27 protein-coding genes are annotated in these 26,254 nt (G+C 64.1%); 22 read left to right on the forward strand and 5 right to left on the reverse strand.

What is annotated here, in order from left to right; all coding sequences use genetic code 11:
• The first annotated feature begins 84 nt into the window (after nucleotides 1–84).
• From ybaL to DNK10_RS11720, 5 genes are all read left to right on the forward strand, one after another.
• Nucleotides 85–1,779, forward strand: coding sequence for a YbaL family putative K(+) efflux transporter (ybaL, locus tag DNK10_RS11700; protein ID WP_131181929.1), 1,695 nt, complete (start codon nucleotides 85–87; stop codon nucleotides 1,777–1,779).
• 273 nt (nucleotides 1,780–2,052) lie between these two features.
• On the forward strand, nucleotides 2,053–2,511 hold the full coding sequence (locus tag DNK10_RS11705) for a DUF3301 domain-containing protein (protein ID WP_131191669.1): 459 nt from the start codon (nucleotides 2,053–2,055) through the stop codon (nucleotides 2,509–2,511).
• Between the two features lie 59 nt (nucleotides 2,512–2,570).
• Nucleotides 2,571–4,328, forward strand: a complete 1,758-nt coding sequence (locus DNK10_RS11710) for a sensor histidine kinase (RefSeq protein WP_131191670.1) — start codon at nucleotides 2,571–2,573, stop codon at nucleotides 4,326–4,328.
• Nucleotides 4,325–5,674, forward strand: a complete 1,350-nt coding sequence (locus tag DNK10_RS11715) for a sigma-54-dependent transcriptional regulator (RefSeq protein WP_131191671.1) — start codon at nucleotides 4,325–4,327, stop codon at nucleotides 5,672–5,674. Before DNK10_RS11710 ends, DNK10_RS11715 begins: the two co-directional genes overlap by 4 nt.
• Before the next feature lie 184 nt (nucleotides 5,675–5,858).
• A complete protein-coding gene (locus DNK10_RS11720; RefSeq protein WP_131181933.1) occupies nucleotides 5,859–7,160 on the forward strand; it encodes an MFS transporter in 1,302 nt (433 codons plus the stop codon).
• Nucleotides 7,161–7,182: 22 nt separating this feature from the next.
• On the opposite strand, the gene DNK10_RS11725 is transcribed toward DNK10_RS11720, so the two are convergent.
• Entirely contained in the window at nucleotides 7,183–8,133 is a 951-nt protein-coding gene (locus DNK10_RS11725; protein ID WP_131191672.1) for a CobW family GTP-binding protein, read from the reverse strand.
• Nucleotides 8,134–8,232: 99 nt separating this feature from the next.
• On the opposite strand from DNK10_RS11725, the gene DNK10_RS11730 reads away from it, so the two are divergent.
• Nucleotides 8,233–8,586 (forward strand): NADH:ubiquinone oxidoreductase, encoded by a 354-nt coding sequence (locus tag DNK10_RS11730; RefSeq protein ID WP_131191673.1) that lies wholly within the window; start codon nucleotides 8,233–8,235, stop codon nucleotides 8,584–8,586.
• 132 nt (nucleotides 8,587–8,718) lie between these two features.
• Here DNK10_RS11730 and DNK10_RS11735 read toward each other — a convergent pair whose 3' ends face one another.
• The 3 genes from DNK10_RS11735 to dksA are packed head-to-tail and all read right to left on the reverse strand — an operon-like array spanning nucleotide 8,719 to nucleotide 10,996.
• The gene (locus tag DNK10_RS11735; protein WP_131191674.1) at nucleotides 8,719–9,366 is read right to left on the reverse strand and encodes a DUF1826 domain-containing protein; all 648 of its coding nucleotides are present in this window, start codon (nucleotides 9,364–9,366) and stop codon (nucleotides 8,719–8,721) included.
• The gene (gene zigA, locus DNK10_RS11740) at nucleotides 9,363–10,565 is read right to left on the reverse strand and encodes a zinc metallochaperone GTPase ZigA (RefSeq protein ID WP_131181937.1); all 1,203 of its coding nucleotides are present in this window, start codon (nucleotides 10,563–10,565) and stop codon (nucleotides 9,363–9,365) included. The genes DNK10_RS11735 and zigA overlap by 4 nt, the downstream gene beginning before the upstream one ends.
• Before the next feature lie 26 nt (nucleotides 10,566–10,591).
• The gene (gene dksA / locus DNK10_RS11745; RefSeq protein WP_131181938.1) at nucleotides 10,592–10,996 is read right to left on the reverse strand and encodes an RNA polymerase-binding protein DksA; all 405 of its coding nucleotides are present in this window, start codon (nucleotides 10,994–10,996) and stop codon (nucleotides 10,592–10,594) included.
• A gap of 81 nt (nucleotides 10,997–11,077) precedes the next feature.
• On the opposite strand from dksA, the gene folE2 reads away from it, so the two are divergent.
• The 8 genes from folE2 (at nucleotide 11,078) to DNK10_RS11785 (ending at nucleotide 17,465) form a co-directional block, all read left to right on the forward strand.
• Entirely contained in the window at nucleotides 11,078–11,974 is an 897-nt protein-coding gene (gene folE2, locus DNK10_RS11750) for a GTP cyclohydrolase FolE2 (RefSeq protein WP_131191675.1), read from the forward strand.
• 255 nt (nucleotides 11,975–12,229) lie between these two features.
• Nucleotides 12,230–12,820, forward strand: a complete 591-nt coding sequence (locus DNK10_RS11755; RefSeq protein WP_131191676.1) for an amino acid synthesis family protein — start codon at nucleotides 12,230–12,232, stop codon at nucleotides 12,818–12,820.
• A gap of 13 nt (nucleotides 12,821–12,833) precedes the next feature.
• Nucleotides 12,834–13,667 (forward strand): alpha/beta fold hydrolase, encoded by an 834-nt coding sequence (locus DNK10_RS11760; RefSeq protein WP_131191677.1) that lies wholly within the window; start codon nucleotides 12,834–12,836, stop codon nucleotides 13,665–13,667.
• Nucleotides 13,664–15,145: an aldehyde dehydrogenase gene (locus DNK10_RS11765; protein WP_131191678.1), complete on the forward strand. Its 1,482-nt coding sequence runs from the start codon at nucleotides 13,664–13,666 to the stop codon at nucleotides 15,143–15,145. The genes DNK10_RS11760 and DNK10_RS11765 overlap by 4 nt, the downstream gene beginning before the upstream one ends.
• Before the next feature lie 20 nt (nucleotides 15,146–15,165).
• Nucleotides 15,166–15,651, forward strand: a complete 486-nt coding sequence (locus DNK10_RS11770) for a flavin reductase family protein (protein ID WP_131181943.1) — start codon at nucleotides 15,166–15,168, stop codon at nucleotides 15,649–15,651.
• A 59-nt stretch (nucleotides 15,652–15,710) separates the two neighbouring features.
• The gene (locus tag DNK10_RS11775; RefSeq protein WP_131191679.1) at nucleotides 15,711–16,109 is read left to right on the forward strand and encodes a carboxymuconolactone decarboxylase family protein; all 399 of its coding nucleotides are present in this window, start codon (nucleotides 15,711–15,713) and stop codon (nucleotides 16,107–16,109) included.
• Between the two features lie 37 nt (nucleotides 16,110–16,146).
• Complete coding sequence (locus DNK10_RS11780) at nucleotides 16,147–16,896, forward strand: GntR family transcriptional regulator (protein ID WP_131191680.1); 750 nt, start codon at nucleotides 16,147–16,149, stop codon at nucleotides 16,894–16,896.
• A gap of 5 nt (nucleotides 16,897–16,901) precedes the next feature.
• Nucleotides 16,902–17,465 carry an NUDIX hydrolase gene (locus DNK10_RS11785; protein WP_131191681.1) on the forward strand — a complete coding sequence of 188 codons (564 nt, stop codon included), beginning with the start codon at nucleotides 16,902–16,904 and terminating at the stop codon, nucleotides 17,463–17,465.
• A gap of 191 nt (nucleotides 17,466–17,656) precedes the next feature.
• On the opposite strand, the gene DNK10_RS11790 is transcribed toward DNK10_RS11785, so the two are convergent.
• Entirely contained in the window at nucleotides 17,657–17,950 is a 294-nt protein-coding gene (locus DNK10_RS11790) for a DUF1330 domain-containing protein (RefSeq protein ID WP_131181947.1), read from the reverse strand.
• A 75-nt stretch (nucleotides 17,951–18,025) separates the two neighbouring features.
• Here DNK10_RS11790 and ribBA point away from each other — a divergent pair, with 75 nt between their 5' ends.
• From ribBA to DNK10_RS11830, 8 genes are all read left to right on the forward strand, one after another.
• A complete protein-coding gene (ribBA, locus tag DNK10_RS11795; RefSeq protein WP_131191682.1) occupies nucleotides 18,026–19,132 on the forward strand; it encodes a bifunctional 3,4-dihydroxy-2-butanone-4-phosphate synthase/GTP cyclohydrolase II in 1,107 nt (368 codons plus the stop codon).
• 242 nt (nucleotides 19,133–19,374) lie between these two features.
• On the forward strand, nucleotides 19,375–20,400 hold the full coding sequence (locus DNK10_RS11800; protein ID WP_131191683.1) for an ABC transporter substrate-binding protein: 1,026 nt from the start codon (nucleotides 19,375–19,377) through the stop codon (nucleotides 20,398–20,400).
• Between the two features lies 1 nt (nucleotide 20,401).
• Nucleotides 20,402–21,310 (forward strand): ABC transporter permease, encoded by a 909-nt coding sequence (locus DNK10_RS11805; protein WP_131191684.1) that lies wholly within the window; start codon nucleotides 20,402–20,404, stop codon nucleotides 21,308–21,310.
• Between the two features lie 5 nt (nucleotides 21,311–21,315).
• Entirely contained in the window at nucleotides 21,316–22,125 is an 810-nt protein-coding gene (locus tag DNK10_RS11810) for an ABC transporter permease (RefSeq protein ID WP_131191685.1), read from the forward strand.
• Between the two features lie 17 nt (nucleotides 22,126–22,142).
• Nucleotides 22,143–23,291: an ABC transporter ATP-binding protein gene (locus DNK10_RS11815; RefSeq protein ID WP_131191686.1), complete on the forward strand. Its 1,149-nt coding sequence runs from the start codon at nucleotides 22,143–22,145 to the stop codon at nucleotides 23,289–23,291.
• 44 nt (nucleotides 23,292–23,335) lie between these two features.
• Entirely contained in the window at nucleotides 23,336–23,821 is a 486-nt protein-coding gene (locus DNK10_RS11820) for a flavin reductase family protein (protein WP_131181952.1), read from the forward strand.
• Between the two features lie 208 nt (nucleotides 23,822–24,029).
• On the forward strand, nucleotides 24,030–25,040 hold the full coding sequence (locus DNK10_RS11825) for an ABC transporter substrate-binding protein (protein ID WP_131191687.1): 1,011 nt from the start codon (nucleotides 24,030–24,032) through the stop codon (nucleotides 25,038–25,040).
• 147 nt (nucleotides 25,041–25,187) lie between these two features.
• A complete protein-coding gene (locus DNK10_RS11830) occupies nucleotides 25,188–26,231 on the forward strand; it encodes an LLM class flavin-dependent oxidoreductase (RefSeq protein ID WP_131181954.1) in 1,044 nt (347 codons plus the stop codon).
• Nucleotides 26,232–26,254 lie beyond the last annotated feature (23 nt).

Consider the following 26,254-nt stretch of genomic DNA (forward strand, 5'->3'; position numbering starts at 1 on the left):
TCCGACCCTGGCCGCTACGCAGTTCTGCGCTGTATCCCCCTGCAGTGCAGGCATGCCAGGCCCTTCTGTTCATAGGGAGAATGCATGCCTCATCACACACCCTTGATTGCGACAATCGCCGCCGGCTTCGTGCTGGCCTACCTGTTCGGCAGCCTGGCCAACCGCCTGCGCCTGTCGCCACTGGTAGGCTATTTGCTCGCTGGCGTGATCGTCGGCCCCTTCACCCCCGGCTTCGTTGCCGACAAAGAACTATCCCACGAAATTTCCGAGATCGGCGTGATCCTGCTGATGTTCGGCGTGGGCCTGCATTTCTCCCTGAAAGACCTGATGTCGGTCAAACACATCGCCATTCCCGGCGCCGTGGTGCAGATCGCCGTTGCCACGGTCATGGGCATGGGCTTGTCCTGGGCCATGGGCTGGGGCTGGGGCGCCGGCCTGGTGTTCGGCCTGGCGCTGTCTGTGGCCAGTACCGTGGTACTGCTGCGCGCCCTGGAAGAACGCCAGCTGATCGACACCCGCCGCGGCAAGATCGCCGTGGGCTGGCTGATCGTCGAAGACCTGGTGATGGTGCTGGCGCTGGTGCTGCTGCCGGCGCTGTCCGGCGTACTCGGTGGCATCCCCCAGGGCGACGGTTCCAGCAGCATCGGCATGCAGTTGCTGATCACCCTCGGCAAGGTCAGCGCCTTCGTCGTGTTGATGGTCGTGGTCGGTCGGCGGGTCATTCCCTGGCTGCTGGAGCGTAGCGCCGGCACCGGCTCCCGTGAGCTGTTCACCCTGGCCGTGCTGGCCATCGCCATGGGCATCGCCTACGGCTCGGCGCAGTTGTTCGGGGTGTCATTCGCCCTCGGCGCCTTCTTCGCCGGGATGATCCTCAACGAGTCGGAGTACAGCCACAAGGCAGCCGAGGACTCTCTGCCGCTACGCGACGCCTTCGCCGTGCTGTTCTTCGTGTCGGTGGGCATGCTGTTCAACCCGTCGATCCTGCTCGAACAGCCGCTGCTGGTGCTGGGTACCTTCCTGGTCATCGTGTTCGGCAAGTCGCTGGCGGCGATGCTGATCGTGCTGGCGTTCCGCAAACCGCTGAGCACGGCGCTGACCATCTCGGTGAGTCTGGCGCAGATCGGTGAGTTCTCCTTCATTCTCATCGGCCTGGGCATTGGCCTGAACCTGGTGCCGGAAGCAGGCCGCGACCTGGTGCTGGCCGGCGCGATCCTGTCGATTCTCTGCAATCCGCTGCTGTTCCTGCTGATCGACCGTTTGCAGCCGTGGCTGGATCGTCGCGAAAACACCACGCCAGCCGATCAGGCCAGTGTGGCGGACAGCGAAGACAACGACCTGCACCCGATCAGCGAAGTCGGCCACGCCATTCTCATCGGCCACGGCCGTGTCGGCAGCCGGATCAGCAAGCGCCTGCGTGGCGAAGGCGTGCCGCTGGTGATCATCGACGACAACCGTACTCGCGCCCAGGAACTGCGCGAGGAAGGTTTCAGCGTGGTACTCGGCAACGCCGCCAGCACTCACGTGCTGGAGCTGGCCAATGTCGCTCAGGCGCGCTGGCTGATGATCGCCATCCCCAACAGCCTGGAGGCCGGCCAGATCGCCCTGCATGGCCGTCAGGCCAATGCCGGCCTGGACATCATCGCCCGCGCTCACTTCGACGATGAAGTCGATTACCTGCGCGAGCACAACGCCGACCTGGTGGTGATGGGCGAGCGGGAAATCGCCCGGGTGATGTTCGAACGCCTGGGGCTGCAGGCACCGGCTCCGGTCGCGCAATAGGCCGACAGGGATATCCTGGCGCCCTGCAGCAAAAGCAGGGGCGCCAGGCAATCGCGGGAACTACTGTCCAGTAGGAGCGGCGGGGGCGCCTAGCCTTGCCGGCGATGCGACAGTGGCCTTGCCGCGTGATCGGCAGGGAAATCACTCATCGCCCGCAAGCGGGTTCCTACAAATGTGCAATTGGCACAGAGCGGCGAACGGGCCGATTCGCGGGCGGCAACTGTCACGGTAGATCGGGTAAGCTGAGCGCTCACTGTCCCGAGCCCGTGCACCATGTTGACCCTTGGCAATCTGTTCGTCCTGATGCTGCTGGCCGCCGCTGCCGCTTGGCTGTGGCACGGCCATGGCATTCGCGAACGCGCACTGACGCTGGTCAAGCAGCATTGCGGCAAGCTGGATATCGAGTTGCTCGACGGCAACGTCGCCTTCCAGCGTTTCGGTATCGTCCGGGATGGCCGCGGCAACCGCCGTTTCGCACGGGTCTACGGCTTCGAATTCACGGTCACCGGCGAGCAGCGCCATGGCGGGCGCATCGTCATGTTCGGCGCACACCTGGGCAATATCGAACTGGATCCCTATCCATTCCGCGAACCGGCGGCGGCACTGCCCCCGACACCGACACCGACACCGACACCGACACCGACACCGACACCGACACCGACAACACGACAGTCTGGCCAGGTGATCGAGTTGCAGCAATGGCGGCGCGACCACCCCACACCGAGGGAGTGATTCGGCCGATCGACCCTGTGCTATCGTCAGCCGCTCACTCGTCTGGCTGATCCGCGTTCATGTCCTCCCGCTCCCTGCGCATCGTCCTGCTGACTGCCCTGTTGCTCGCTGGCCTGTGCCTGTCCGTCTACCTGGCCGAGCGTCAGGCCGAACGCCAGCGTCTGGCGGAAGCCGGCCAACAGGCGCAGGAACAGCTGGCCGCCTACGCCGGTACTTTGCAAACCCTGATCGACCGCTACCGCGCATTGCCTGCGGTGCTGGCGCTCGATCCCGAGCTGGGCGAAGCCCTGCAGCGCCCGCTCACGCCGGTGTTGCAGCATCGCCTGAATCTCAAACTGGAAGCCATCAACGCCGCCGCCCATTCCTCGACGCTGCAGGTGATGAATGCCGACGGGCTGGGCATCGCCGCCAGCAACTGGCGCCTGCCGACCAGTTACGTCGGCCACGACTACAGCTTCCGCCCGTATTTCAGCGAAGCGCGCAGCCATGACACCGGGCGTTTCTATGCGGTGGGCGTGACCAGCGGCATTCCTGGCTATTTCCTTTCCCATGCCGTGCGCGATGGCAGCGGGCGGTTTCTCGGCACCGTGGTGGTCAAACTGGAGTTCCCCAGCATCGAGCAGGCCTGGAGCCAGAGCCCTCACGTGCTGTTGGTCAGTGATCGACAGGGCATCACCTTTATCGCCAACCGGGCCGCCTGGCGTTACCGCGAGTTGCAGGCGATCCCCGAAGCGGTGCGCGAGACCCTCGCAGCCACCCGCCAGTACGACAAGAAGCCCCTGGCACCCTTGAGTTACCGGCAACGCCAATCCCTCGCCGATGAAGGCCGCCTGGTACGCATCGACAGCCCGGAGCTGGCTGGCGACTACCTGTGGGAAACCCGCGCCCTGGAGAGCGAGGAGTGGACGCTGCACCTGCTGCGCGACACCCGCAGCATCGCCGACAACACCCACGCCGCGAGCCTGGCCGCTGGCGGCGCATGGCTGGCGCTGTTTCTGCTCGGCCTGGTGGTACATCAGCGCTGGCGTATCGCCCGTTTGCGCCAGCGTGCCAGTGACGAATTGCAGGCGCTGGTCGAACAACGCACTGCCGCGTTGCGCACTGCCCAGGAGGGTCTGGTACAGGCCGCCAAACTGGCCGCTCTGGGGCAGATGTCCGCCGCCCTCGCCCATGAAATCAACCAGCCGCTGACCGCCCTGCAGGTGCACCTCGGCACCCTGCGCATGATCCTCGCCGACGGCGAACTGGAAGAGGCGCGCCAGTCCCTGGTTCGCCATGAGGAACTGCTGCAGCGCATGGCCGCCCTGGCCGGCCACCTGAAAACCTACGCACGCAAGAGCCCCGGCGGCTTGCGCGAAACCCTGGAACTGGGCGCCGTGCTCGACAAGGCCCTGCAACTGCTGGAGCCACGCCTGCGGGATGTCGAGGTGCACATCCAGCGCACGCCAGAGCAACCCGCCTGGGTCGCCGGCGATGCGATACGCCTGGAACAGGTGCTGGTCAACCTGATCCGCAACGCCCTCGATGCGATGCAGGATCACCCGGCGCCACGCCTTACAATCGAACTGGAGCTCACAGACGATCACTGGGCGCTGTATATCGACGATATCGGCGCAGGTATCGATGCCGAAGCCTTGCCGCAGCTGTTCGATCCCTTCTTCACCACCAAACCGGTGGGCGATGGCCTGGGCCTCGGCCTGGCGGTGTCCTATGCCATCGTTCGTGAACTGGACGGCGACCTGCAGGCCGCCAACCGTCCCGAGGGCGGTGCCCGCTTCACCCTGCGCCTGCCCGCTGCCCCACAGGAGACCGCATGACCCCCAGCGTGATTTTCGTCGACGACGAGGCGCCCATCCGCGAAGCCGTGCGCCAATGGCTGGAGCGCTCGGGCTTTCAGGTGCACTTGTGTGCCAGTGCCCGGGAATGCCTGGAACTGCTGCCCGAAGACTTCCCCGGCGTGGTGATCAGCGACCTGCGCATGTCGGGGATGGACGGCATGGCGCTGCTGGAACAGGTGCAGGCGCGCGATGCCGAGCTGCCGTTCCTGCTGGTGTCCGCCCATGGCGACGTGCCCCAGGCCGTGGAAGCCATGCGCCTGGGCGCCTATGACTTCATCGAGAAACCCTTCACCCCGGAGCGCCTGCTCGGCAGTCTGCGCCGCGCACTGGAAAAGCGTCGGCTGACCCAGGAGAACCGGCAACTGCGCCAGCAGGTCGAGCACAAGGATGAGCTGGCCGGTCGTCTGCTCGGTTTCTCCACGGCCATGGTGCAGTTGCGTCGTCAGGTACTCGAACTGGCACACACGCCGGCCAACGTGCTGATGCGCGGCGAGACCGGTAGCGGCAAGGAACTGGTCGCCCGCTGCCTGCACGACTTCGGCCCGCGCGCCAACGGCCCCTTCGTCGCCCTCAACTGTGCGGCCATCCCGGAAAACCTCTTCGAGAGCGAGCTGTTCGGCCATGAAAGCGGTGCCTTCACTGGTGCCCAGGGCAAGCGTATCGGCAAGCTCGAACATGCCAACGGCGGCACCCTGTTCCTCGACGAAATCGAAAGCATGCCCCTGGGCCAGCAGGTCAAACTGTTGCGCGTGTTGCAGGAACGTCAGCTCGAGCGACTCGGTTCCAACCAGGTGATCGCTCTCGACCTGCGTGTGGTGACCGCCACCAAGCCGGATCTGCACGAGCGGGTGCGCGAGGGGCAATTTCGCCAGGATCTGCTGTACCGCCTCAACGTCGCCGAGCTGCAACTGCCGGCGTTGCGCGAACGCCGCGAGGATGTGCCCATGCTGTTCGAGCACCACGCCCGGCAAATCGGCCAGCGCTTCGAACGCCCGGTACCGCCGGTCACCCCGGCGTTACTCGCCCATCTGCTGGCCCACGACTGGCCGGGTAATGTGCGCGAGCTGGTCAACGCCGCCGAGCGCCATGTGCTGGCGCTATCCGGCCCCGCCAACCAGGCAGCCGCTGTGGATAACTCGCTCGGTGCGCGCATGGAGACCTTCGAGGCGCAATGCCTGCGCGAGGCCCTGACCAGTTGCCACGGCGACATGAAAATGGTCACCGAACTGCTGCAACTGCCACGTCGCACCCTGAACGAGAAGATGCAGCGCCATGGTCTGCTGCGCACCGACTTTCTCGATAGCGAGACGCCCAGCACCAGCTGAACGCAGCCTGGCAAGATTCCGCTAGACCGGGCAACGACCTAGCAGGTTTCCGCCAGACTTTTCCCCTCCGATCTCGCCTCAAGCCCCGCAGGCCGGGCCTCCTGGCCCCTGGCACAGCTTCTGCAATGAGCCAGCCAGCGCCTATCTGTGCGTACAAGAATAATGACGAGATCGAGGAAACATGATGGAAAGCACCAGCACGCTGTCTGCCCCCGCGCAAACGCGCACCACGTCCCAACGCATCAAATCCATTTTCAGCGGCTCCGTCGGCAATCTCGTCGAATGGTACGACTGGTACGTCTACGCCGCCTTTTCGCTGTACTTCGCCAAAGCCTTTTTCCCCCAGGGCGACATGACCGCACAGTTGCTCAACACTGCCGCGATCTTCGCCGTGGGCTTCCTGATGCGTCCCATCGGCGGCTGGCTGATGGGCATCTACGCCGACCGCAAGGGTCGCAAGGCCGCGCTATTGGCTTCGGTACTGCTGATGTGCTTCGGCTCGCTGATCATCGCCCTGACCCCCAGCTATGAAACCATCGGCGTCGCCGCGCCGGTATTGCTGGTGATCGCGCGCCTCTTGCAGGGCCTGTCGGTCGGTGGCGAATACGGCACCTCAGCCACTTATCTGTCGGAGATGGCGACCAAGGAACGTCGTGGTTTCTTCTCCAGCTTCCAGTACGTGACGCTGATCTCGGGCCAGCTCATCGCCCTGGCGGTGCTGATCATCCTGCAGCAGACCCTGACCGTAGAGCAGCTGGAAACCTGGGGCTGGCGTGTGCCTTTCGTGATCGGTGCGCTGTGCGCCGTGGTGGCCATGTACCTGCGTCGCGGCATGGAGGAGACCGACTCGTTCAAGAAGAGCGAGGCGCCGAAGGAAAACATCATGCGCACCCTGCTGCGCCATCCCAAGGAACTGCTCACCGTGGTCGGCCTGACCATGGGCGGTACCCTGGCCTTCTACACCTACACCACCTACATGCAGAAGTACCTGGTCAACACCGTGGGCATGAGCAAGAACGACTCGACCATGATCTCGGCCGCCACGCTGTTCCTGTTCATGCTCCTGCAACCGATGGTGGGCGCGCTGTCCGACAAGATCGGCCGGCGCCCGATCCTGATCGCCTTCGGTGTACTGGGCACGCTGTTCACCTACCCGATCCTCACCACGCTGCATACCGTACAGACCTGGTGGGGCGCGTTCTTCCTGATCATGGCGGCGCTGATCATCGTCAGCGGTTACACCTCGATCAACGCGGTGGTGAAGGCCGAGCTGTTCCCCACCGAGATCCGCGCCCTGGGCGTCGGCCTGCCGTACGCGCTGACCGTGTCGGTCTTCGGCGGTACCGCCGAGTACGTGGCGCTGTGGTTCAAGAGCGTGGGCCTGGAGAGCGGTTTCTACTGGTACGTGACTGGCTGTATCGCCTGCTCGCTGCTGGTCTACGTGACCATGAAGGACACCCGCACCCACTCGCGGATGAACGACTGATCGCCTGAACCGGACGCCCCCATCACGCGCGGCAGGCAGCCATTGCCGCGCGCAGCTCGGCGGCGTCCTGAGGGCTGCTGAAGATCAGCTCCAACCGTGAATCCTTGCGCCACTCGCTGTTTTGCCAGTGCAAGGCCTGTCCCTCCAGGGCGTTGACCGAGAGCCAGCCGGCATTGGTCTGCAGCACCAGCTTGGCACGTCGCCAGGCCAGCGTCGCCAGCCATTGCTGCACCCGCAGCAGGTCGAAACGCTGGCTGGGGTGCCAGCGCCAACCGATGCTCCAGCCCTCGGGTTGATCCTGGATCAGGCAGATCGGCTCCTCGACGCTGCGCCAGACCGCAGCGGGTGGTAACGGGCCATCCGGTAAAGATCCGCTAGCCGCGGCTGTCACGGATGCCGTTGGCAGACGGCTGAACGGCAACACGCCCTGGCTCGTCCAGCACAGCGCGCGCTGCAGGCTGTCTTCGATGCGCGCACGGGCTGCGTCATCGACCCCCTCGCTCTTGTTCAGCACCAGCAGCCCGGCATGGGGCAAGGCATCGCGCTGACTATCGGCGAGCGGCACGCCGGCCGCCAGGGCAGCGGCGTCGAGCACCATCAGCAGCGGCTGCACGGCCAGTACACCCTCCCAGGGCGCCTGGCTCAGTTGCTCCAGCAGACTCAGCGGATGGCCAAGCCCGGATGGTTCGATGAACAGGCGATCCGGTTTGGCCTTGCGCAGCAGACGGCCCAGGCCGACCTGAAAGGGCACGCCATTGACGCAGCACAGGCAACCACCGGCCACCTCGCTGAAGCTCAGGCCATCCTCGTCACGGGCCAACAACGCGGCGTCCAGGCCGATCTGTCCGAACTCGTTGATCAGCACCGCCCAGCGCTCGCCCGCAGGCCGCTGCGCCAGCAACTGACGGATCAGGCTGGTCTTGCCAGCGCCCAGCGGGCCGGCAATCAGGTGGGTGGGTATCTGTTTCAACATGGCGCTATGGTGAAGGGTCGGCGGCGCAGGGGAAAGCTCGGCTTGCGATAATCTCGCCACAGCCTCTACAGTTGCGCATCATTCTCTGGAGTTGGATCGATGCGCCGTTTGCTGCCCCTGGTGTTGTGTAGTCTGTCCGGCCTGGCCTGGGGCGAAGCCTGCGTGGTGCACAGCCAGGCCGAGCGACTGGACATAAAGGTCTGCCAGCAGAACCGCAGCATTCCGCCGAACCTGTTCCGCAAGGGCTTCTGCCAACCGCAGCTCAAGGGCCAGAAGGTCGAAGTCAGCTTCGTCGAACAGTGCCCCAGCGGCGCGTTCGGCGTTTGCCGCAACGCCAAGGTCGGCGGTACACCCTACCAGCAGGACATCCACTATTACGGCGTGGCCAACGACGCCGCCTACCTCAAGCCGTTCTGCGAACGGCAAAGCAAAGGCGTGTGGATAGGCTACTGAGCCGTCATCCAATCGTCATCCGTTTGCGTCTTAATACAGGTTCTCTTCGCAGCCGGTCAGGCACTGGCTGCTTTGTGGCTGCGCTCGGGCGCAGCTTTTTTTTGCCTGCCAATCCGCAATCGGTCAAGGCGTTCAGGCCAGCCAGTCGAGGGTCAACAGCAGGCGCCGTTCACCCGCTGGCAAAGCGGGCGAACGATGCACCAGACCACGGCCTTCGTTGCCGATCCAGCGCTCGCCCTTGAGCAGCGCCACATGACCGCAGCCAATCTGCTCGACCACGGCATTCTCCGCAGGCAGCGCCTGGGGCCCGCCGAGGTGCTGGCGTGACATGATCCCTTCACGCAGCCACTGGCTACCGGGGCCGGCATAGCTGGTGATCAGCCGTAGCGGCACGCGGTCGACGTGGAAGCGTGGGCACATGGCAGCATCCAGCGCGCGCAGGCGCAAGCCGATGCTGCGCGCGTCGAGCAGGCAGGCGTAGACCTGAACCAACCAGGCCACATCGGCGAGAAATGCCGCCTGCCCGGGCATGTCGCTGTACCCGGCGAGCAGGCCGGGCAACGCAGGTTCGGCCTCTGCGTCAGGCAGATCGATGCTCAGCGCTTGCGCCAGCGGCTCGCCCTGGGCCAGCAGGCTGTCGGCGAAGCTGGCCAGATGATCCGGCAACTGACGCTGCCAGACCGCCAGATTGACATCGTCGTGCAGAGCCTCGGCGAGCACATCGACGTCGTCACGGATGATCTGCCGCGGCGCGTGACGCGGCTTGAAGGCGAGGATCATGCCGCCGCCTCCCAGGGGCCGAACGGATCCGGCAGCTGGCGCCAGGCCTCGACGCCGGCGGCCATTTCCGCATCGCTGAGCAGGCAGTCATCCAGCTCCGCGTGCAGTCGTGCGAAGTCGATGTTCTGGCCGATGAATACCAGTTCCTGGCGGCAGTCACCGCTGGCTGCGTCCCACTGGCGAATGATGCCCTTGAGGCCATCTTCATCCTGGGGCCACTGGCTCTTCGGCACGAAACGCCACCAGCGTCCGGCCAGGCCATGGCGCATCAGGCCACCGGCCTGCGACCAGCTGCCGGCTTCCTGGTACTTGCTGGCCAGCCAGAAGAAACCCTTGGAGCGCAGCAGCCGGCCGTTGACCCATTCACGGTTGAGAAAATCGAAGAAGCGCTGCGGGTGAAAGGGCCGGCGCGCCCGGTAGGCACTGGAGGCGATGCCGTACTCCTCGGTTTCCGGTACGTGCTCGCCACGCATTTCCTTGAGCCAGCCGGGCGACTCGGCGGCACGCTCGAAATCGAACAGGCCGGTGTCGAGAATCGCCGGCAGCGGTACCGCGCCCATGCTCATCGGCAGAATCCGTGCGCGGGTGTTGAGGCCACGCAGGATGGCCGTCAGCTCTTCGCGCTCGGCCTGGCTGATCAGGTCGATCTTGCTGATCAACAGCACATCGGCGAACTCGACCTGTTCGATCAGCAGGTCGCTGATCGAGCGCTCGTCTTCCTCCCCGAGGGTTTCGCCGCGGCTGGCCAGGCTCTGGGCGGCCTGGAAATCCTGCATGAAATTCACCCCGTCGACCACCGTGACCAGGGTATCCAGGCGCGCCAGATCAGCCAGGCTCTGGCCCTGCTCGTCGCGGAAGGTGAAGGTTTCCGCCACTGGCAGCGGCTCGGAGATGCCAGTGGACTCGATCAGCAGGTAGTCGAAGCGGCCATCACGGGCCAGTCGGCTGACCTCGTCGAGCAAGTCCTCGCGCAGGGTGCAGCAGATGCAGCCGTTGCTCATCTCCACCAGCTTTTCTTCGGCGCGGTTGAGGCTGACATCGCGCTGCACCTCACTGCCGTCGATGTTGATTTCACTCATGTCGTTGACGATCACCGCGACGCGCAAGCCGTCGCGGTTCTTCAACACATGGTTGAGCAGGGTGCTCTTGCCGGCGCCGAGAAAGCCGGAAAGCACGGTAACGGGAAGACGGTCGGGCATGGCGGGTTCCTCATCAGCATCAGGGTTCACAGGTCACGTTGGTGGCGTTCGCGCTGTTCTTCGCGCTCTTTCGCCTCGATACACAGGCTGGCCGTGGGCCGCAGCAGCAAGCGGCGCAGACCGATCGGCTCGCCGGTTTCGCGGCACCAGCCGTACTCACCGCGAGCCAGGCGCTCCAGGGCCTGGTCGATCTTGTCGAGCAGCTTCTTTTCACGCTCCAGCAGGCGCAGTTGCCACTGCCGCTGTTCCTCACGGCTGGCCTGATCGGCCTCGTCGGCGGAGCGATCCTGTTCACGCAGCGCATCGAACTCGTCGTCGATGCGTTGCTGCAGTGCCTGGCGCTGTTCGTTGAGCAGGTCACGGAAGAAGCCCTGCTGGGCTTCGTTCATGTAGGCCTGGGGCGGCAGGGCAAGCAGTTCATCGACGGTCATGGCAGGCTCACTGGATTAACTTTAAGTGTTATAACATAACATTTAAAGTCGCATTGTAATGACTACCAGCAAGGATGATCAATGAAGCACCGAAGTAACCTGCCCGATATCGCCGCCCAGCGCAGCGACGATTCCGCCGCCACACTCGACTGGGTCGGTATGCGCGGCATCGCCCTGCCCGTGCGGATAGAGGAGCAGGCCGTGAGCGCGCGGATCGATGCCGGGGTCAGCCTGGATGATGGCCAGACCCGCGGCATTCATATGTCGCGCCTGTACCTGGCACTGGCCGAGTTGCGGCGAGAGCCGTTGTCGCCGGCCTTGCTGCGCCAGGTGCTGGAACGCTTCCTGGACAGCCACCGCGACCTGTCGCTGTGCGCCTATCTGGATCTGCACGGTGAATGGCTGATCGAGCGTCCGGCACTGGTCAGCCCGCTCTCCGGTTACAAGGCCTATCCGCTGACGATCAGATCGCGCCTCGATCCAGGCGGCTTCCATCTGGAGCTGGGGTTGCAGTTGGGCTACTCGTCGACCTGCCCCTGCTCCGCGGCCCTGGCACGTCAGTTGATCCAGCAGCGCCTCGCCGAAGACTTCACCGAGCGCCAGCCCGATTTCGATGAGCTGCACGCCTGGCTTGGCAGCAGCGCCGGTATCGTCGCCACGCCCCACAGCCAGCGCAGCGAAGCCGCCATTCTGGTTCGCCTGAAGAACGAGGCGACCGCGCTGCCCTTCATCGATCTGCTCGACCGGGCGGAGGCCGCCCTGGGCACCGCCGTGCAGACCGCCGTCAAGCGCGCCGACGAACAAGCCTTCGCTCTGGCCAACGGCCAGAACCTGATGTTCTGCGAAGACGCTGCGCGCCGCCTGCATGGCGTACTGTTGGCGATGCCGGGGATCAGCGGTTTCCATATCCAGGTAACCCACGCCGAAAGTCTGCACGCCCACGATGCGGTGGCCAGCGCCAGCCACGGCTGGCGTTGAGGCGAATCGCGGAAGAATGGGCTTTATCGCCGTAGAATGGGTGCAACCCATTTACGATTGATGGGTTGTACCTGCGCGGCCCGCCCTACGACGCTTTTACTGCCGTTCCTTTCTGCATAAAACAACCCTTTTTACCCGGCTGGCGCCATCTCTGATTGCTGCCCAGGCGGCGCTGTGCCTGACGTTCGGAGATGTTTGCATATCATATATTCTGGTATACCATAATACTCACAACCACTCAGCCAGGGAGCTGTTATGAGTTTCGAGATTCGCAAGATCGTCAGCTATGCAGAAGAAACCCTGATCGAAGGCGGCAAGGCCACTGACAAGCCGGTCACCATGGTCGGCCTGGCCGTGGTGATCAAGAACCCGTGGGCTGGCAACGGCTTTGTCGAAGACCTCAAGCCGGTGATCAAAGCCAACTGCTCCGAGCTGGGTGAGCTGATGGTCGCGCGCCTGACCTCCGCTATCGGCGGTGCCGACAAGATCGAGGCCTATGGCAAGGCCGCCGTGGTCGGTGCCGATGGTGAAATCGAGCACGCCTCGGCAGTTATCCACACCCTGCGCTTCGGCAACCATTACCGCGAAGCGGTTCAGGCCAAGAGCTACCTGAGCTTCACCAACAAGCGTGGAGGTCCGGGTACGTCGATCCAGATTCCGATGATGCACAAGGACGACGAAGGCCTGCGTTCGCACTACATCACCCTGGAAATGCAGATCGAAGACGCGCCGCGTGCCGACGAAATCGTCGTGGTACTGGGCGCCGCCAACGGTGGTCGCCTGCATCCGCGCATCGGTAACCGTTATATCGATCTGGAAGAACTGGCCGCCGAGAAGGCGCAGTGATCGGGAGCAGGCCATGATTCGGCATCTTGCTGAACGCACCCCCGCCGGCACCAGTTACCGAGTGATCGGCCAGGGCCAACCCGTGGTGTTGATCCACGGTGTCGGCCTGACCAAGGACATGTGGGGCGGCCAGGTGGTTGGCCTGGCCCAGCATTTCCAGGTCATCGTCTATGACATGCTCGGCCACGGCGACAGCCCGCGACCGGCAGTGGACACCGACCTGGCCGGTTACGCCGAGCAGTTGCGCGAACTGCTCGATCACCTCGGCCAGCAGCAGGCCACGGTGATCGGCTTCTCCATGGGCGGCCTGGTGGCACGAGCCTTCGCATTGCATTACCCGCAACGCATCGCCGCCCTGGTGATACTCAACAGCGTATTCAACCGCAGCCCCGAGCAGCGTGCCGGCGTCATCAAGCGTACTGCCCAGGCCGCCGAACATGGCCCTGACGCCAATGCCGAAGCTGCGCTGTCGCGCTGGTTCAGCCGTGAATACCAAGCTGCCAACCCGGCGCAGATCGCCGCCATCCGCCAGACTCTGGCCGGCAACGACGCCCAGGGCTACCTGACCACCTATACGCTGTTCGCCACCCAGGACATGTATCGCGCCGACGCTCTGGCTGAAATCCGCGTGCCGACCCTGATCGCCACCGGCGAGCTCGATCCGGGCTCGACGCCGCAGATGGCCGAACAACTGGCGCAGTGCATTCCAGGCGCCAGGGCCGTGGTGCTGGCCGAACAACGGCATATGATGCCGGTGGAATCGCCGCGCCTGGTCAACCAGATGCTGCTGGAATTCCTCGCAGAAGCCAGCCAGCTGCAGAACACCGTAAAGGGGATCGTCGCATGACACTCGCACGCTATCAGATGTGCATTGACGGCCAGTGGGTCGACGCGCTGTCCGGCAACACCTTCGAGAGCCTCGACCCGGCTCGCGCTCAGGCCTGGGCGGTGCTCCCGGATGCCGCCGGCGAAGACGTCGAGCGCGCCGTGCAGGCCGCTCAGGCGGCGTTCGTCAACCCCGCCTGGCGCAGCCTGAGCGCCACCGCACGGGGCAAACTGCTGCGTCGCCTCGGTGACCTGATCGCCGAGAACAAGGAAGCCCTGGCCCAGCTGGAAAGCCGTGACAACGGCAAGCTGATCCGCGAAACCCGTGGCCAGGTCGGCTACCTGCCGGAGTTCTTCCACTACACCGCGGGCCTGGCCGACAAGCTCGAAGGCGGCACCCTGCCCCTCGACAAGCCGGACATGTTCGCCTACACCACCCACGAACCGATTGGCGTGGTGGCCGGGATCATTCCCTGGAACAGCCCGCTGTACCTGACCGCGATCAAGCTCGCGCCAGCACTGGCAGCGGGCAACACCATCGTGCTCAAGCCCTCGGAACATGCCTCGGCGACCATCCTCGAACTGGCCCGCCTGGCACTCGAGGCGGGCTTCCCGGCCGGCGTGGTCAACGTGGTCACCGGCTACGGCCCGACCACCGGCGCGGCGTTGACCAGCCACCCGCTGGTGCGCAAGATCGCCTTCACCGGCGGCGCCGCCACCGCGCGCCATGTGGTGCGCGCCAGCGCGGAGAACTTCGCCAAGCTGTCGCTGGAACTGGGCGGCAAGTCGCCGAACATCATCTTCGCCGACGCCGATCTCGACAGCGCCGTGAACGGCGCGGTCGCCGGCATCTACGCCGCCTCCGGGCAGAGTTGCGTGGCCGGGTCGCGGCTGCTGGTGCAGGACAGCATCTACGACGCATTCGTCGAACGCCTGGTCGAGCGTGCCAAACGCATCCGCATCGGCAACCCGCAGGACGACGCCAGCGAGATGGGCCCCATGGCCACCGCTCAGCAACTGGCCGTGGTCGAGCGCCTGGTCGCCACTGCCGTCGCCGAAGGCGCGACGCTGCGCCTGGGTGGCAAGCGTCCGCAGGTCGAAGGCGAAGGCTGGTATTACGAACCGACCCTGTTCGAATGCGACGACCATTCGATGACCATCATGCAGGAAGAGGTCTTCGGCCCGGTGGCCTCGGTGATCCGTTTCCAGGACGAGGCCGAAGCGCTGGCCATGGCCAACGACTCGCAGTTCGGCCTTGCCGCCGGCATCTGGACGCGCGACCTGGGCCGTGCTCACCGCATGGCCAAAGGCGTGCGCTCGGGCATCATCTGGGTCAATACCTACCGGGCCGTTTCGGCCATGGCGCCGATCGGTGGTTTCGGCAACAGCGGCTATGGCCGCGAGAGCGGCATCGATTCCGTGCTGGCCTACACCGAACTGAAAACGGTGTGGATCAACCTGTCGCAAGCGCCGATGCCCGACCCGTTCGTGATGCGCTGAGCGCATCGAGGAAAGCACACATGATCGAACCCGGACTGTACAAATCCGTCATGGCCGCCTTCCCCTCGGGGGTGACCATCGTCACCACCCTGGGCCCGGACGGCGGCATCGTCGGCATCACCGCCAGTGCCTTCAGCGCTCTATCGATCGACCCGGCACTGGTGCTGTTCTGCCCCAACTACGGCTCCGATTCCTACCCGGTGCTGCGCGACAGCAAGCGCTTCGCGATTCACCTGCTATCCGCCGAGCAACAGGCCGAAGCCTATGCCTTTGCCGGCAAGGGCAAGAACAAAGCCGCCGGTATCGAATGGACGCTGAGCGAGCAGGGCAACCCGCTGCTGAAAAACGCCGCCGCGATCATCGAATGCGAACTGTGGCGCGAGTACGACGGTGGTGACCACGCCATCATGGTCGGCACGGTGAAGAACCTGATCCTGCCCGAGGAGGCGCCGGTGCCGATGATCTATCACCGCGGCAAACTCGGCGCCCTGCCGGCCATTGCCTGAAACCCTTTGCGCTCACGCGCATCCTCCTAGCGCGTGAGCGTTTTTAATGCGGAGTAGGTATGCGCAACGACAAGTACGAGAAGGGTCTGCAGATTCGCACCCAGGTGCTGGGCGAGGATTACGTGAAACGCTCGGTGGAGAGTGCCGACGACTTCAACCGCCCGCTGCAGGAGCTGGTCACCGAATACTGCTGGGGGCATGTATGGGGTCGCGAAGGCTTATCGATGCAGGAACGCAGCATGATAAACTTGGCCATGATTTCTGCGCTCAATCGCCCGCACGAGCTGAAGTTGCACATTCGCGGTGCCCTGCGTAACGGCCTCAGCCGCGAGCAGATTCGCGAGATTCTGCTTCAGGTCGGCATCTATTGCGGCGTGCCTGCTGCGGTCGACAGCTTCCGTATTGCCCGTGAGGCCTTTGCCGAAGCGGATGCCGAGGCCCAGCAGGCCGAGGCATAGTTTGAGTGATCCCATACCTATAACTCGAGCCCTAACCATGAAACGCCAGCCGATCGACGATAGCTTCAAGGTCAACCGCAATCCCGTGACCCTGCGGGAGATCGTCCTGGACAAGCTGCGCAACGCCATCATGAATTTCCAGTTGCTACCCGGCGACCGCCTGGTGGAGCGCGACCTGTGTAATCGGCTGGGGGTCAGCCGCACCTCGGTGCGCGAGGCGTTGCGTCATCTGGAGTCCGAAGGACTGGTGGAATTCGCCGATGCCAAGGGCCCGCGTGTGGCAATCATCACCCTGGAAGACGCCTGCGACCTCTACGAGCTGCGCTGTGTACTGGAAGGCATGATCGTCCAGCTGTTCACCCTGCGCGCCCGCGCCAAGGACATCCGCGCTCTGGAACGTGCCCTGGAGAACAACCGCAAGACCCTCGAAGAAGGCGAACTGCCGGACGTGCTGGAGTCGGTACAGGAGTTCTACAACGTGCTGATGGAAGGCTCGGGCAACGACATTGCCGCCACCCAGCTGCGTCAGTTGCAGGCACGTATCAGCTACCTGCGCGCGACCTCGGTGTCGCAGAGCAACCGGCGCAGCACCAGCAACCAGGAAATGGAACGCATCGTCGAGGCGATCAAGAGCGGCGACCCGCTGGCCGCTCACCAAGCCTCGGTGGATCACGTGCGCACCGCGGCCAAAGTCGCCCTGGAATACCTGGAAGCCAAGCAGGAAGGTGCCAAGGCCCGCGATATCGTCGCGCCCATCAGCCTGCCAGACCCGCGTATCGGTCGCTGACCCGCATGCCCAGCCCGCGCTTCTGTCAGCAATGCGGCGGCGCGACGCTGGAACGGCGCCGCCCAACAGGCGACGACCATTCGCGGCTGGTGTGCGGCGGCTGCGGGCATATTCACTACGAAAACCCCAAGGTCATCACCGGCTGTATCATCGAGCAGGATGGCCGCTATCTCCTCTGCCAACGCGCCATCGCGCCGCGCATCGGCACCTGGACGCTGCCCGCGGGGTTCATGGAAAACGGCGAAACCACCGAACAGGCAGCGCTGCGCGAGGTACGCGAAGAAGCCGGCGTGGTCGCCGAAATCCTCTGCCCCTACTCGATCTTCAGCGTGCCCTCGATCAGCGAGGTGTACCTGATCTTCCGTGCCCGGCTGTTGCAAGACACCGGCTACTTCGGCAGCGAAACCCTGGCCCGCCGCTTCTTCGCACCCGAGGACATTCCCTGGGAGCAGATCTACTATCCGGCCATCCGGCAGATCCTCGAACGCTACATCGCCGAGCGCGAAGCGGGCATCTACGGGATCTACATGGGCAGCGACGACAACGGCAAGATTCATTTCATTCGCTAAATGGTCAACAGCCAGGCATGGGCCGATTAAAGGCGGGAGCGGACGGTCGTAGGATGGGTGCAACCCATCGGCAATTGATGGGTTTCACCCATCCTACGAGTTGGTGGACAAAAAGAGCGCTAGCTACGCGCCCCGATCCACCCTACGGCCGCTTGCGCCTTACAGCCGCCAACCCCCATCGTCAAAAACGCTCAGGGCTCCATGCCTTCGACGATGATCACTTCCGAGCGTGCTGCGCCGGCCCGGTAGCTGCTGGCTTGCTGGTAGGCCTCGGAGCGGTAGCAGGCCACAGCCTGATCGTAGGAGGGGAATTCGATCACCACGCTACGCTGCGGCGTGGCGCGGCCTTCCTGCGCCTCGGAGCGGCCGCCGCGGGCGAGAAACTTGCCACCGAAAGCAGCGAAGGCCGCCGGGGCGCGCTTGGTGTATTCCACGTAGCGCTCGGGGTCGGTGACGTCCACATGCGCGATCCAGTAACCCTTCATTGATTGACTTCCTTTAAATTGAATTCGTATTACGGTATACCATAATTTAAAATAGCCCAGTCGACGAGATCCGCCATGCCCTTCCACTCCATCCGTGAACTCATCGATGACTTCCGCCAGGGCAAAATGGTGTTGCTGGTCGATGACGAAGACCGCGAGAATGAGGGCGACCTACTGCTCGCCGCACAGTTCTGCACGCCTCAGGCGATCAACTTCATGGCCCGTGAAGCGCGTGGGCTGATCTGCCTGACCCTGACCGACGATCACTGCCAGCGTCTGGGGCTGGAGCAGATGGTACCGAGTAACGGTAGCGTGTTTTCCACCGCCTTCACCGTCTCCATCGAAGCCGCCAGCGGCATCACCACCGGCATTTCCGCCGCCGACCGCGCCCATACGGTTCTCACCGCCGTGGCGCCTGGTGCGACGACAGCCGACCTGGTGCAGCCGGGCCATATCTTCCCGCTGCGCGCCAAGGAAGGCGGCGTGTTGACCCGTGCCGGGCACACCGAAGCTGGCTGCGATCTGGCCAGGCTGGCCGGCCTGACCCCAGCGGCGGTGATAGTCGAAGTCATGAACGAAGACGGCAGCATGGCCCGCCGCCCGCAGTTGGAAGGCTTCGCCGATTCGCACGGTATCAGGATCGGCACCATCGCCGACCTGATCCAGTACCGCCTGAGCACCGAGCACACGGTCACCCGCATCGGCGAGCGCGCGCTGCCCACCGTGCACGGCGAGTTCCGCCTGATCACCTATGAAGACCGAATCGCCGGTGGCGTGCACATGGCCATGGTGATGGGCGATATTCGCCACAACGAGCCCACCCTGGCGCGCGTGCATGCCATCGACCCGCTGCGCGATCTGGTGGGCGCCGAATACACCGGCCCGCGCAGCTGGACGCTGTGGGCCGCCCTGGAACGCATCGCTACCGATGGCAAAGGTGTCGTAGTGGTGCTGGCCAACCACGAATCGTCCCAGGCGCTGCTCGAACGCGTACCGCAGCTGACGCAGCCGCAACGCCCGTTCAATCGCGGCCAGACACGCGTCTATTCCGAAGTCGGCACCGGGGCACAGATTCTGCAGGATCTGGGCGTCGGTAAGCTGCGTCACCTGGGCCCGCCGCTCAAATACGCAGGTCTTGCCGGCTATGAGCTGGAGGTCGTGGAGAGCGTACCCTTCGAGTGAGCAAAGGCTGCGGATGACCGGTCACGCCGCCGAGACATGAAGTGTGGCAAAGCGCTTGCGGAAAGTTTGGAATACCATAATATGATATCCCTAAGGCCAGCTAGTTTATCGTGTGCCCCGCAAGGGAAAACCACAAAGACAGCACCGATATCGGCCGCCATTCAGATCCCTTGGATCCACTGCTCCGGTTAAGCGGGCACAACGCTCGCTTGCGAAAAAACACAACAAAGAGGGCAAGCAAGATGGTGTTAATCAAAGGTGTGACCTCGATGCTCGCCGCGAGCATTCTGAGTGCAGCAGTCGCCACCACGGCCGCTGCCGAAACCGTCAACTTCGTCAGCTGGGGGGGCACCACCCAGGATGCGCAGAAGGCGGCCTGGGCCGACCCGTTCAGCAAGGCCAACGGGATCACCGTGGTGCAAGACGGGCCCACCGACTACGGCAAGCTCAAGGCCATGGTCGAAAGCGGCAACGTACAGTGGGACGTGGTCGACGTGGAGGCCGATTTCGCCCTGCGCGCCGCCGCCGAAGGCCTGCTCGAACCGCTGGACTTCGGCGTCATCGAGCGCGACAAGATCGACCCGCGCTTCGTCTCCGATCACGGTGTCGGTTCGTTCTTCTTCTCCTTCGTACTCGGCTACAACGAGGGCCGCCTCGGCAACCAGCAGCCGGAGGACTGGAGCGCGCTGTTCGACACGGCGACCTACCCCGGCAAACGCGCCCTGTACAAGTGGCCGAGCCCCGGGGTGATCGAGCTGGCCCTGCTTGCCGACGGCGTCGCCGCCGACAAGCTCTACCCGCTGGATCTGGATCGCGCCTTCAAGAAACTCGACACCATCAAGAAAGACATCGTCTGGTGGGGCGGCGGCGCTCAGTCGCAGCAACTACTGGCCTCCGGCGAGGCGAGCATCGGCCAGTTCTGGAACGGCCGCATCTATGCCCTTCAGGAAGACGGCGCGCCAGTGGCGGCAAGCTGGAAACAGAACCTGGTCATGGCCGACTTCCTGGTCATTCCCAAGGGTGCCAAGAACAAGGACGCGGCCATGAAGTTCCTGGCTCACGCCAGCGGCGCCAAGGGCCAAGCCGACTTCGCCAACCTCACTGCCTACGCGCCGGTCAACGTCGACAGCGTGCAGCGCCTGGACTCGGTGCTGGCACCGAACCTGCCCACCGCGCACGTGAGCGATCAGATCACCCTGGACTATGCCTACTGGGCGAAGAACGGGGCGGACATCGCCACCCGCTGGAACGAATGGCTGGTGAAGTGAAATGACCGCGCTCCGTACCCCTGAGGTCGGTGCAGCAAGCCGTCGGCGCGACAGCGCCGACGGTAACGCGGAACGGGCGGCGCGCTGGCGCGGCGCCCCGTACCTGCTGCCGGCCCTGCTGTTCCTTGGGTTGTTCTTCCTGACGCCGCTGATCGGCCTGCTGCTGCGCGGCGTGCTGGAACCGGAGCCGGGCCTGGGCAACTACACACAACTTTTCGCCAATTCGGCCTACTCCAGGGTGCTGTTCAACACCTTCGCGGTAGCCGGGCTGGTGACCGTGATCAGCCTGCTGCTGGGTTTCCCCCTGGCCTGGGCGATCACCCTGATGCCGCGCGGCTGGGGCCGCTGGCTGTTGAATATCGTCCTGCTATCGATGTGGACCAGCCTGCTGGCACGCACCTACTCCTGGCTGGTGCTGTTGCAGTCCTCGGGCGTGGTGAACAAGACGTTGATGGCCATGGGCATCATCGATCAGCCGCTGGAGATGGTGCACAACCTGACTGGCGTGGTGATCGGCATGAGCTACATCATGATTCCGTTCATCGTGCTGCCACTGCAGGCGACCATGAGCGCCATCGATCCGATGGTCTTGCAGGCCGGCTCGATCTGCGGCGCCAGCCCGTGGCGCAACTTTTTCAAGGTGTTCCTGCCGTTGTGCCGGCCGGGTATTTTCTCCGGTGGGCTGATGGTCTTCGTGATGTCCCTGGGTTACTACGTGACCCCGGCGCTCCTCGGCGGCGCGCAGAACATGATGCTGCCCGAATTCATCATCCAGCAGGTGCAATCGTTCCTCAACTGGGGCATTGCCAGCGCGGCGGCAGCCTTGCTGATCCTCATCACGCTGGTGCTGTTCTACGTCTACCTGAAGCTGCAACCGGAATCGCCGGTGGCTTCCAGCACTGCGAGGTAAACGCCATGCTGCTGTCACCCAATGCCATGGGCCGCGGCCTGCGCTACGGCCTCAATACCGTCACCGCGCTGATCGCCGTGTTCCTGCTGTTACCGATTCTGTTCATCGTGCTGCTGTCGTTCGGCTCCTCGCAGTGGCTGGTGTTCCCCCCACCGGGCTGGACGTTCAAGTGGTACGGGCAGTTCTTTTCCAACGCCCAGTGGATGGACTCGGCGCTGGTCAGCCTCAAGGTGGCCATGCTGACGACCGTTTGCGCGGTCGCCATCGGCATGCCCAGCGCCTTCGCGCTGGTACGCGGCCGCTTTCCTGGCCGTGAGCTGTTGTACGCGCTGTTCACCCTGCCGATGATCGTGCCGCTGGTGATCATCGCCGTGGCGGTCTACGCACTGTTCCTCAAGCTCGGCTACACCGGCACGCTGTTCGCCTTCGTGGTCAGCCACGTGATCGTTGCGCTGCCGTTCACCATCATCTCGATCATCAACTCGCTGAAGCTGTTCGACCAGGCCATCGAGGATGCCGCGGTGATCTGCGGCGCCACACGCCTGCAGGCCATCGTCAAGGTGACCTTCCCGGCGATCCGTCCGGGCCTGGTGGCCGGCGGCCTGTTCGCCTTCCTGGTGTCCTGGGACGAAGTGGTGCTCAGCGTGATGATGGCCAGCCCCGGCCTGCAGACGCTGCCGGTGAAGATGTGGACGACGCTGCGCCAGGATCTCACCCCCGTGATCGCCGTCGCCTCGACGCTGCTGATCAGTCTTTCCCTGCTGGTCATGGTCATCGCCGCAATCGTGCGCCGGCGCACCGACGTCAACGCCTGAGTGCCGAGGAGAATTTCATGAGTGCCGTCATCCTAGAAAACCGAGCACCACAAACGCTGGTCAGCCTGCGCAACCTGAACAAGCACTACGGCGACTTCACCGCTGTGGATAACATTTCCCTGGAGATCCAGGAGGGCGAGTTCCTCACCTTCCTCGGCTCCAGCGGCTCGGGCAAGAGCACCACGCTGTCGATGCTGGCCGGCTTCGAAACCCCCAGCTCCGGGGAGATCCTGGTCGAGGGCAAATCCCTGGTCAACGTGCCGCCGCACAAGCGCGATATCGGCATGGTATTCCAGCGCTACTCGCTGTTTCCGCACCTCGACGTGCGCCAGAACATCGCCTTTCCCCTGGCGATCCGCAAACTGAGTGCCGCCGAGCAGCAGCGTCAGGTCGAGGCCATGCTCAAGCTGGTACAGCTCGGCGAGTTCGCGCACCGGCGTCCGGCGCAACTTTCCGGCGGCCAGCAACAGCGCGTGGCAATTGCCCGCGCGCTGGTCTACGAACCGCGCATCCTGCTGATGGACGAACCGCTCGGCGCGCTGGACAAGAAGCTGCGCGAAGACTTGCAGGACGAGTTGCGTCACCTGCATCGGCGCCTGGGCATCACCATCGTCTACGTGACCCACGATCAGGAGGAAGCCATGCGCCTGTCACAGCGCATCGCCATCTTCAGCCACGGCAAGATCGTCGGTCTGGGCAGCGGTTATGACCTTTACCAGAACCCGCCAAACGCCTTCGTCGCCTCCTTCCTCGGCAACTCCAACTTCCTCCGGGCCAAAGTCAGTGGCCAGGCCGCGGTGCAGTTCGAGCAGCAGAGCCTGTCGATCACCCCAACCGCCAACCTGAAGAACGATCAGGACGTGCTGCTGATGCTGCGCCCGGAAAAAGCCCAGGTGCTGCCACAGGAAATCGCTGCGCAGACGCCACTGCCAGCCGGCTGGAACGAGATACCCGTGCAGGTCGCCGAAGTGGTGTTCCTCGGCGAGAGCCTGACCTGCCACGTGGTCACACCCGGCGGCTGCCACCTGACCCTCAAGGCCATGGGCAGCGGCCTGCAACCCCTGCAGCCCGGCGCCCAGGCGCGTGTACGCTGGGCCGCCAGCGATGCCTGCCTGTACGACAGCTGGAACGAGAGCGACCTGAACAAGGCCGCTGGTGCTCACTGAGACACATAGAAACGGGGTCAGCAGGCCCCGTAGAGGTAACCATCATGATCGACCCAATCCTGTACAAGAACGTCCTCGGCACCTATCCCTCGGGGGTCACGGTCATCACCACGCTGGATGAACACGGACAGATCGCCGGCCTCACCGCCAGTGCGTTCAGTTCGCTGTCTCTGGATCCCGCACTGGTGCTGTTCTGCCCCAACTACAGCTCCGACTCCTACCCGGTGCTGATCCGCAGCAAGCGCTTCGCCATCCACCTGCTCTCCGCCGAGCAGAGCGCCGAGGCCTACGCCTTCGCCCGCAAGGGCAAGGACAAGGCCGCAGGAATCGAGTGGACGCTGAGCGCACTGGGCAACCCGTTGCTGGAGGGTGCCACGGCAATCATCGAATGCGAGCTGTGGCGCGAATACGAGGGCGGCGACCACGCCATCCTGGTTGGCGCGGTGAAGAACCTGATCGTGCCTGAAGAAGCTGTCGTGCCGATGGTCTATTGCCGAGGCAAAATGGGCGCACTGCCCGCCTTAGCCTGACCCGTCATCAGGCACCCAACCGGTAGCGCCCGAGGGGCCGGTAACGCCCACTTCGGGCATCGATGGTACTGCCGTTCCCAGTCCATCGCCCTCTCCCGTTTGCCTGAACCGTTGGAGCGTATCTTGCCAAACGCTATTACGGTATACCGCACCTGCTGAGTTCCAGGGGTGCATACCCATGTGTTTCTATCGTCGGGGAGGGATTTTCATGCGTACATTGCTGGCCATGCTGCTGGGATTGCAGCTGTTGTCGACCGCTCACGCCGAGCAGAGCATCACCTTCGTCAGTTGGGGTGGCACCACCCAGGCGGCGCAGACCCGCGCCTGGAGCGAACCCTTCACCCGGCAGACCGGCATCCGTGTCGAGCAGGCCGGGCCTACCGACTATGCCGCCTTCAAAGCCATGGTGGAGAGTGGCCAGGTAACCTGGGACGTGGTCGACGTGGAGGCGGATTTCGCCCTGCGCGCCGGCCGTGAAGGGCTGCTCGAGCCGCTGGCCTTCAAGCAGATCGCCAAGCACACTATCGACCCGCGCTTCGTCACCATCTACGGTACCGGTTCGTTCTACTTTTCCTTCGTCCTCGGCTACAACACCCAGGCGCTGCGCGAAGCCCCGCAGAACTGGGCGACACTGTTCGACACCCGAACCTATCCCGGTAAGCGCGCGTTGTACAAATGGCCGAGCCCCGGCGTGCTGGAAATTGCCCTGCTCGCCGATGGGGTGAACCCCGCACAGTTGTATCCGCTGGATCTGGATCGCGCCTTCCGCAAACTCGACAGCATCAAGGGAGATATCGTCTGGTGGGGCAGTGGCGACGAATCGCAGCAGTTGCTCGCCTCCGGCACCGCCAGCCTGGGCATGTTCTGGAATGGTCGAGTCAACGCCCTGCATGATCAGGGCGCACCGGTGGGCATGAGCTGGCAGCAGAACCTGGTTACTGGCGACTTCCTGGTGATTCCGCGCGGTTCACGCCATGTCGAGGCAGCGCAAGCATTCATCGCCTATGCCACCAGCCCGAAACCCCAGGCCGACTTTTCTTCGCTGACCGGTTACGCGCCGGTCAGCCTCGGAGCCTCCGCGCTGGTGGATCCCAAGCTGGCGGAGAACCAGCCCGGCGCTCACAAGACCGGGCAGATCACCCTGGACTTCAAGTACTGGAGCCTGAACGGCGAGCGCATTGCACAACGCTGGAACGCCTGGCAGGCGGCCAGCCACTGACGCTTTCGATAGCACTGGTCGCCCTAATACTCGTCAAAGCATTTTATATTATGGTATACCGTAAACCATAAACCATGAGCCGCATGATCCTGCAAGGCGGCCAGTCCCGACAGCGCCTGGGGCCTTACAAAAATCGAGGAAAGCGACATGAAATTTTCTTTGTTCGTCCACATGGAACGCTACGACCTGGAAGTTGGCCATCGCGAGCTCTTCGAGCAACTGACCGAGCTGACCCTGCTGGCCGAGGCCGGTGGCTTCAGCACCGTGTGGGTTGGCGAGCACCACGCCATGGAATACACCATTTCGCCGAGCCCGATGCCGATCCTGGCGTACCTGGCGGCCCGCACCAACAGCATCCGTCTGGGTGCCGGCACCATCATCGCGCCGTTCTGGAACCCGATCCGCGTGGCCGGCGAATGCGCCCTGCTCGACGTGATCAGCAACGGTCGCATGGAAGTGGGCCTGGCCCGTGGCGCCTACCAGTACGAGTTCGACCGCATGGCCGGCGGCATGCCCGCCAGCGACGGCGGCAAGTACCTGCGCGAGATGGTGCCGGTGGTCAAGGCGCTGTGGAAGGGCAACTACGCCCACGACGGCGAGATCTGGAAATTCCCGTCCACCACCTCGTCGCCCAAGCCGCTGCAGCAGCCGAACCCGCCGGTGTGGATCGCCGCCCGCGACCCGGACTCGCACAACTTCGCGGTGGCCAACGGCTGCAACGTGATGGTCACGCCGCTGATGAAGGGCGACGAGGAAGTGGTCGACCTGAACAACAAGTTCAAGGCCGCCCTGGCCAACAACCCGGACGTGCCGCGCCCGCAGCTGATGGTGCTGCGCCACACCCACGTGCACCTGGCGGACGATCCCGAGGGCTGGAAGGTCGGCGCCGCCGCCATCTCGCGCTTCTACCGCACCTTCGATGCCTGGTTCGGCAACAAGATCACCCCGGTCGACGGCCTGCTGGCCCCGAGCCCCGAGGAGAAATTCAAGGAGCGCCCGGAGTTCGAGCTGGAGAACATCCGCAAGAACACCATGATCGGCACGCCCGAGGAAATCATCGCGCGCATTCGTCACTACCAGGAACTGGGCGTCGACGAATTCAGCTTCTGGGCCGACAACAGCCTGCCCTATGCGGAGAAGAAAAAGTCCCTGGAGCTGTTCATCCAGCACGTGGTGCCGGCCTTCCGCTGAGCCCCGTAACCGCTGCCCCGGCC

This window comes from Phytopseudomonas daroniae, from assembly GCF_004327275.1.
Lineage (GTDB): Bacteria > Pseudomonadota > Gammaproteobacteria > Pseudomonadales > Pseudomonadaceae > Aquipseudomonas > Aquipseudomonas daroniae.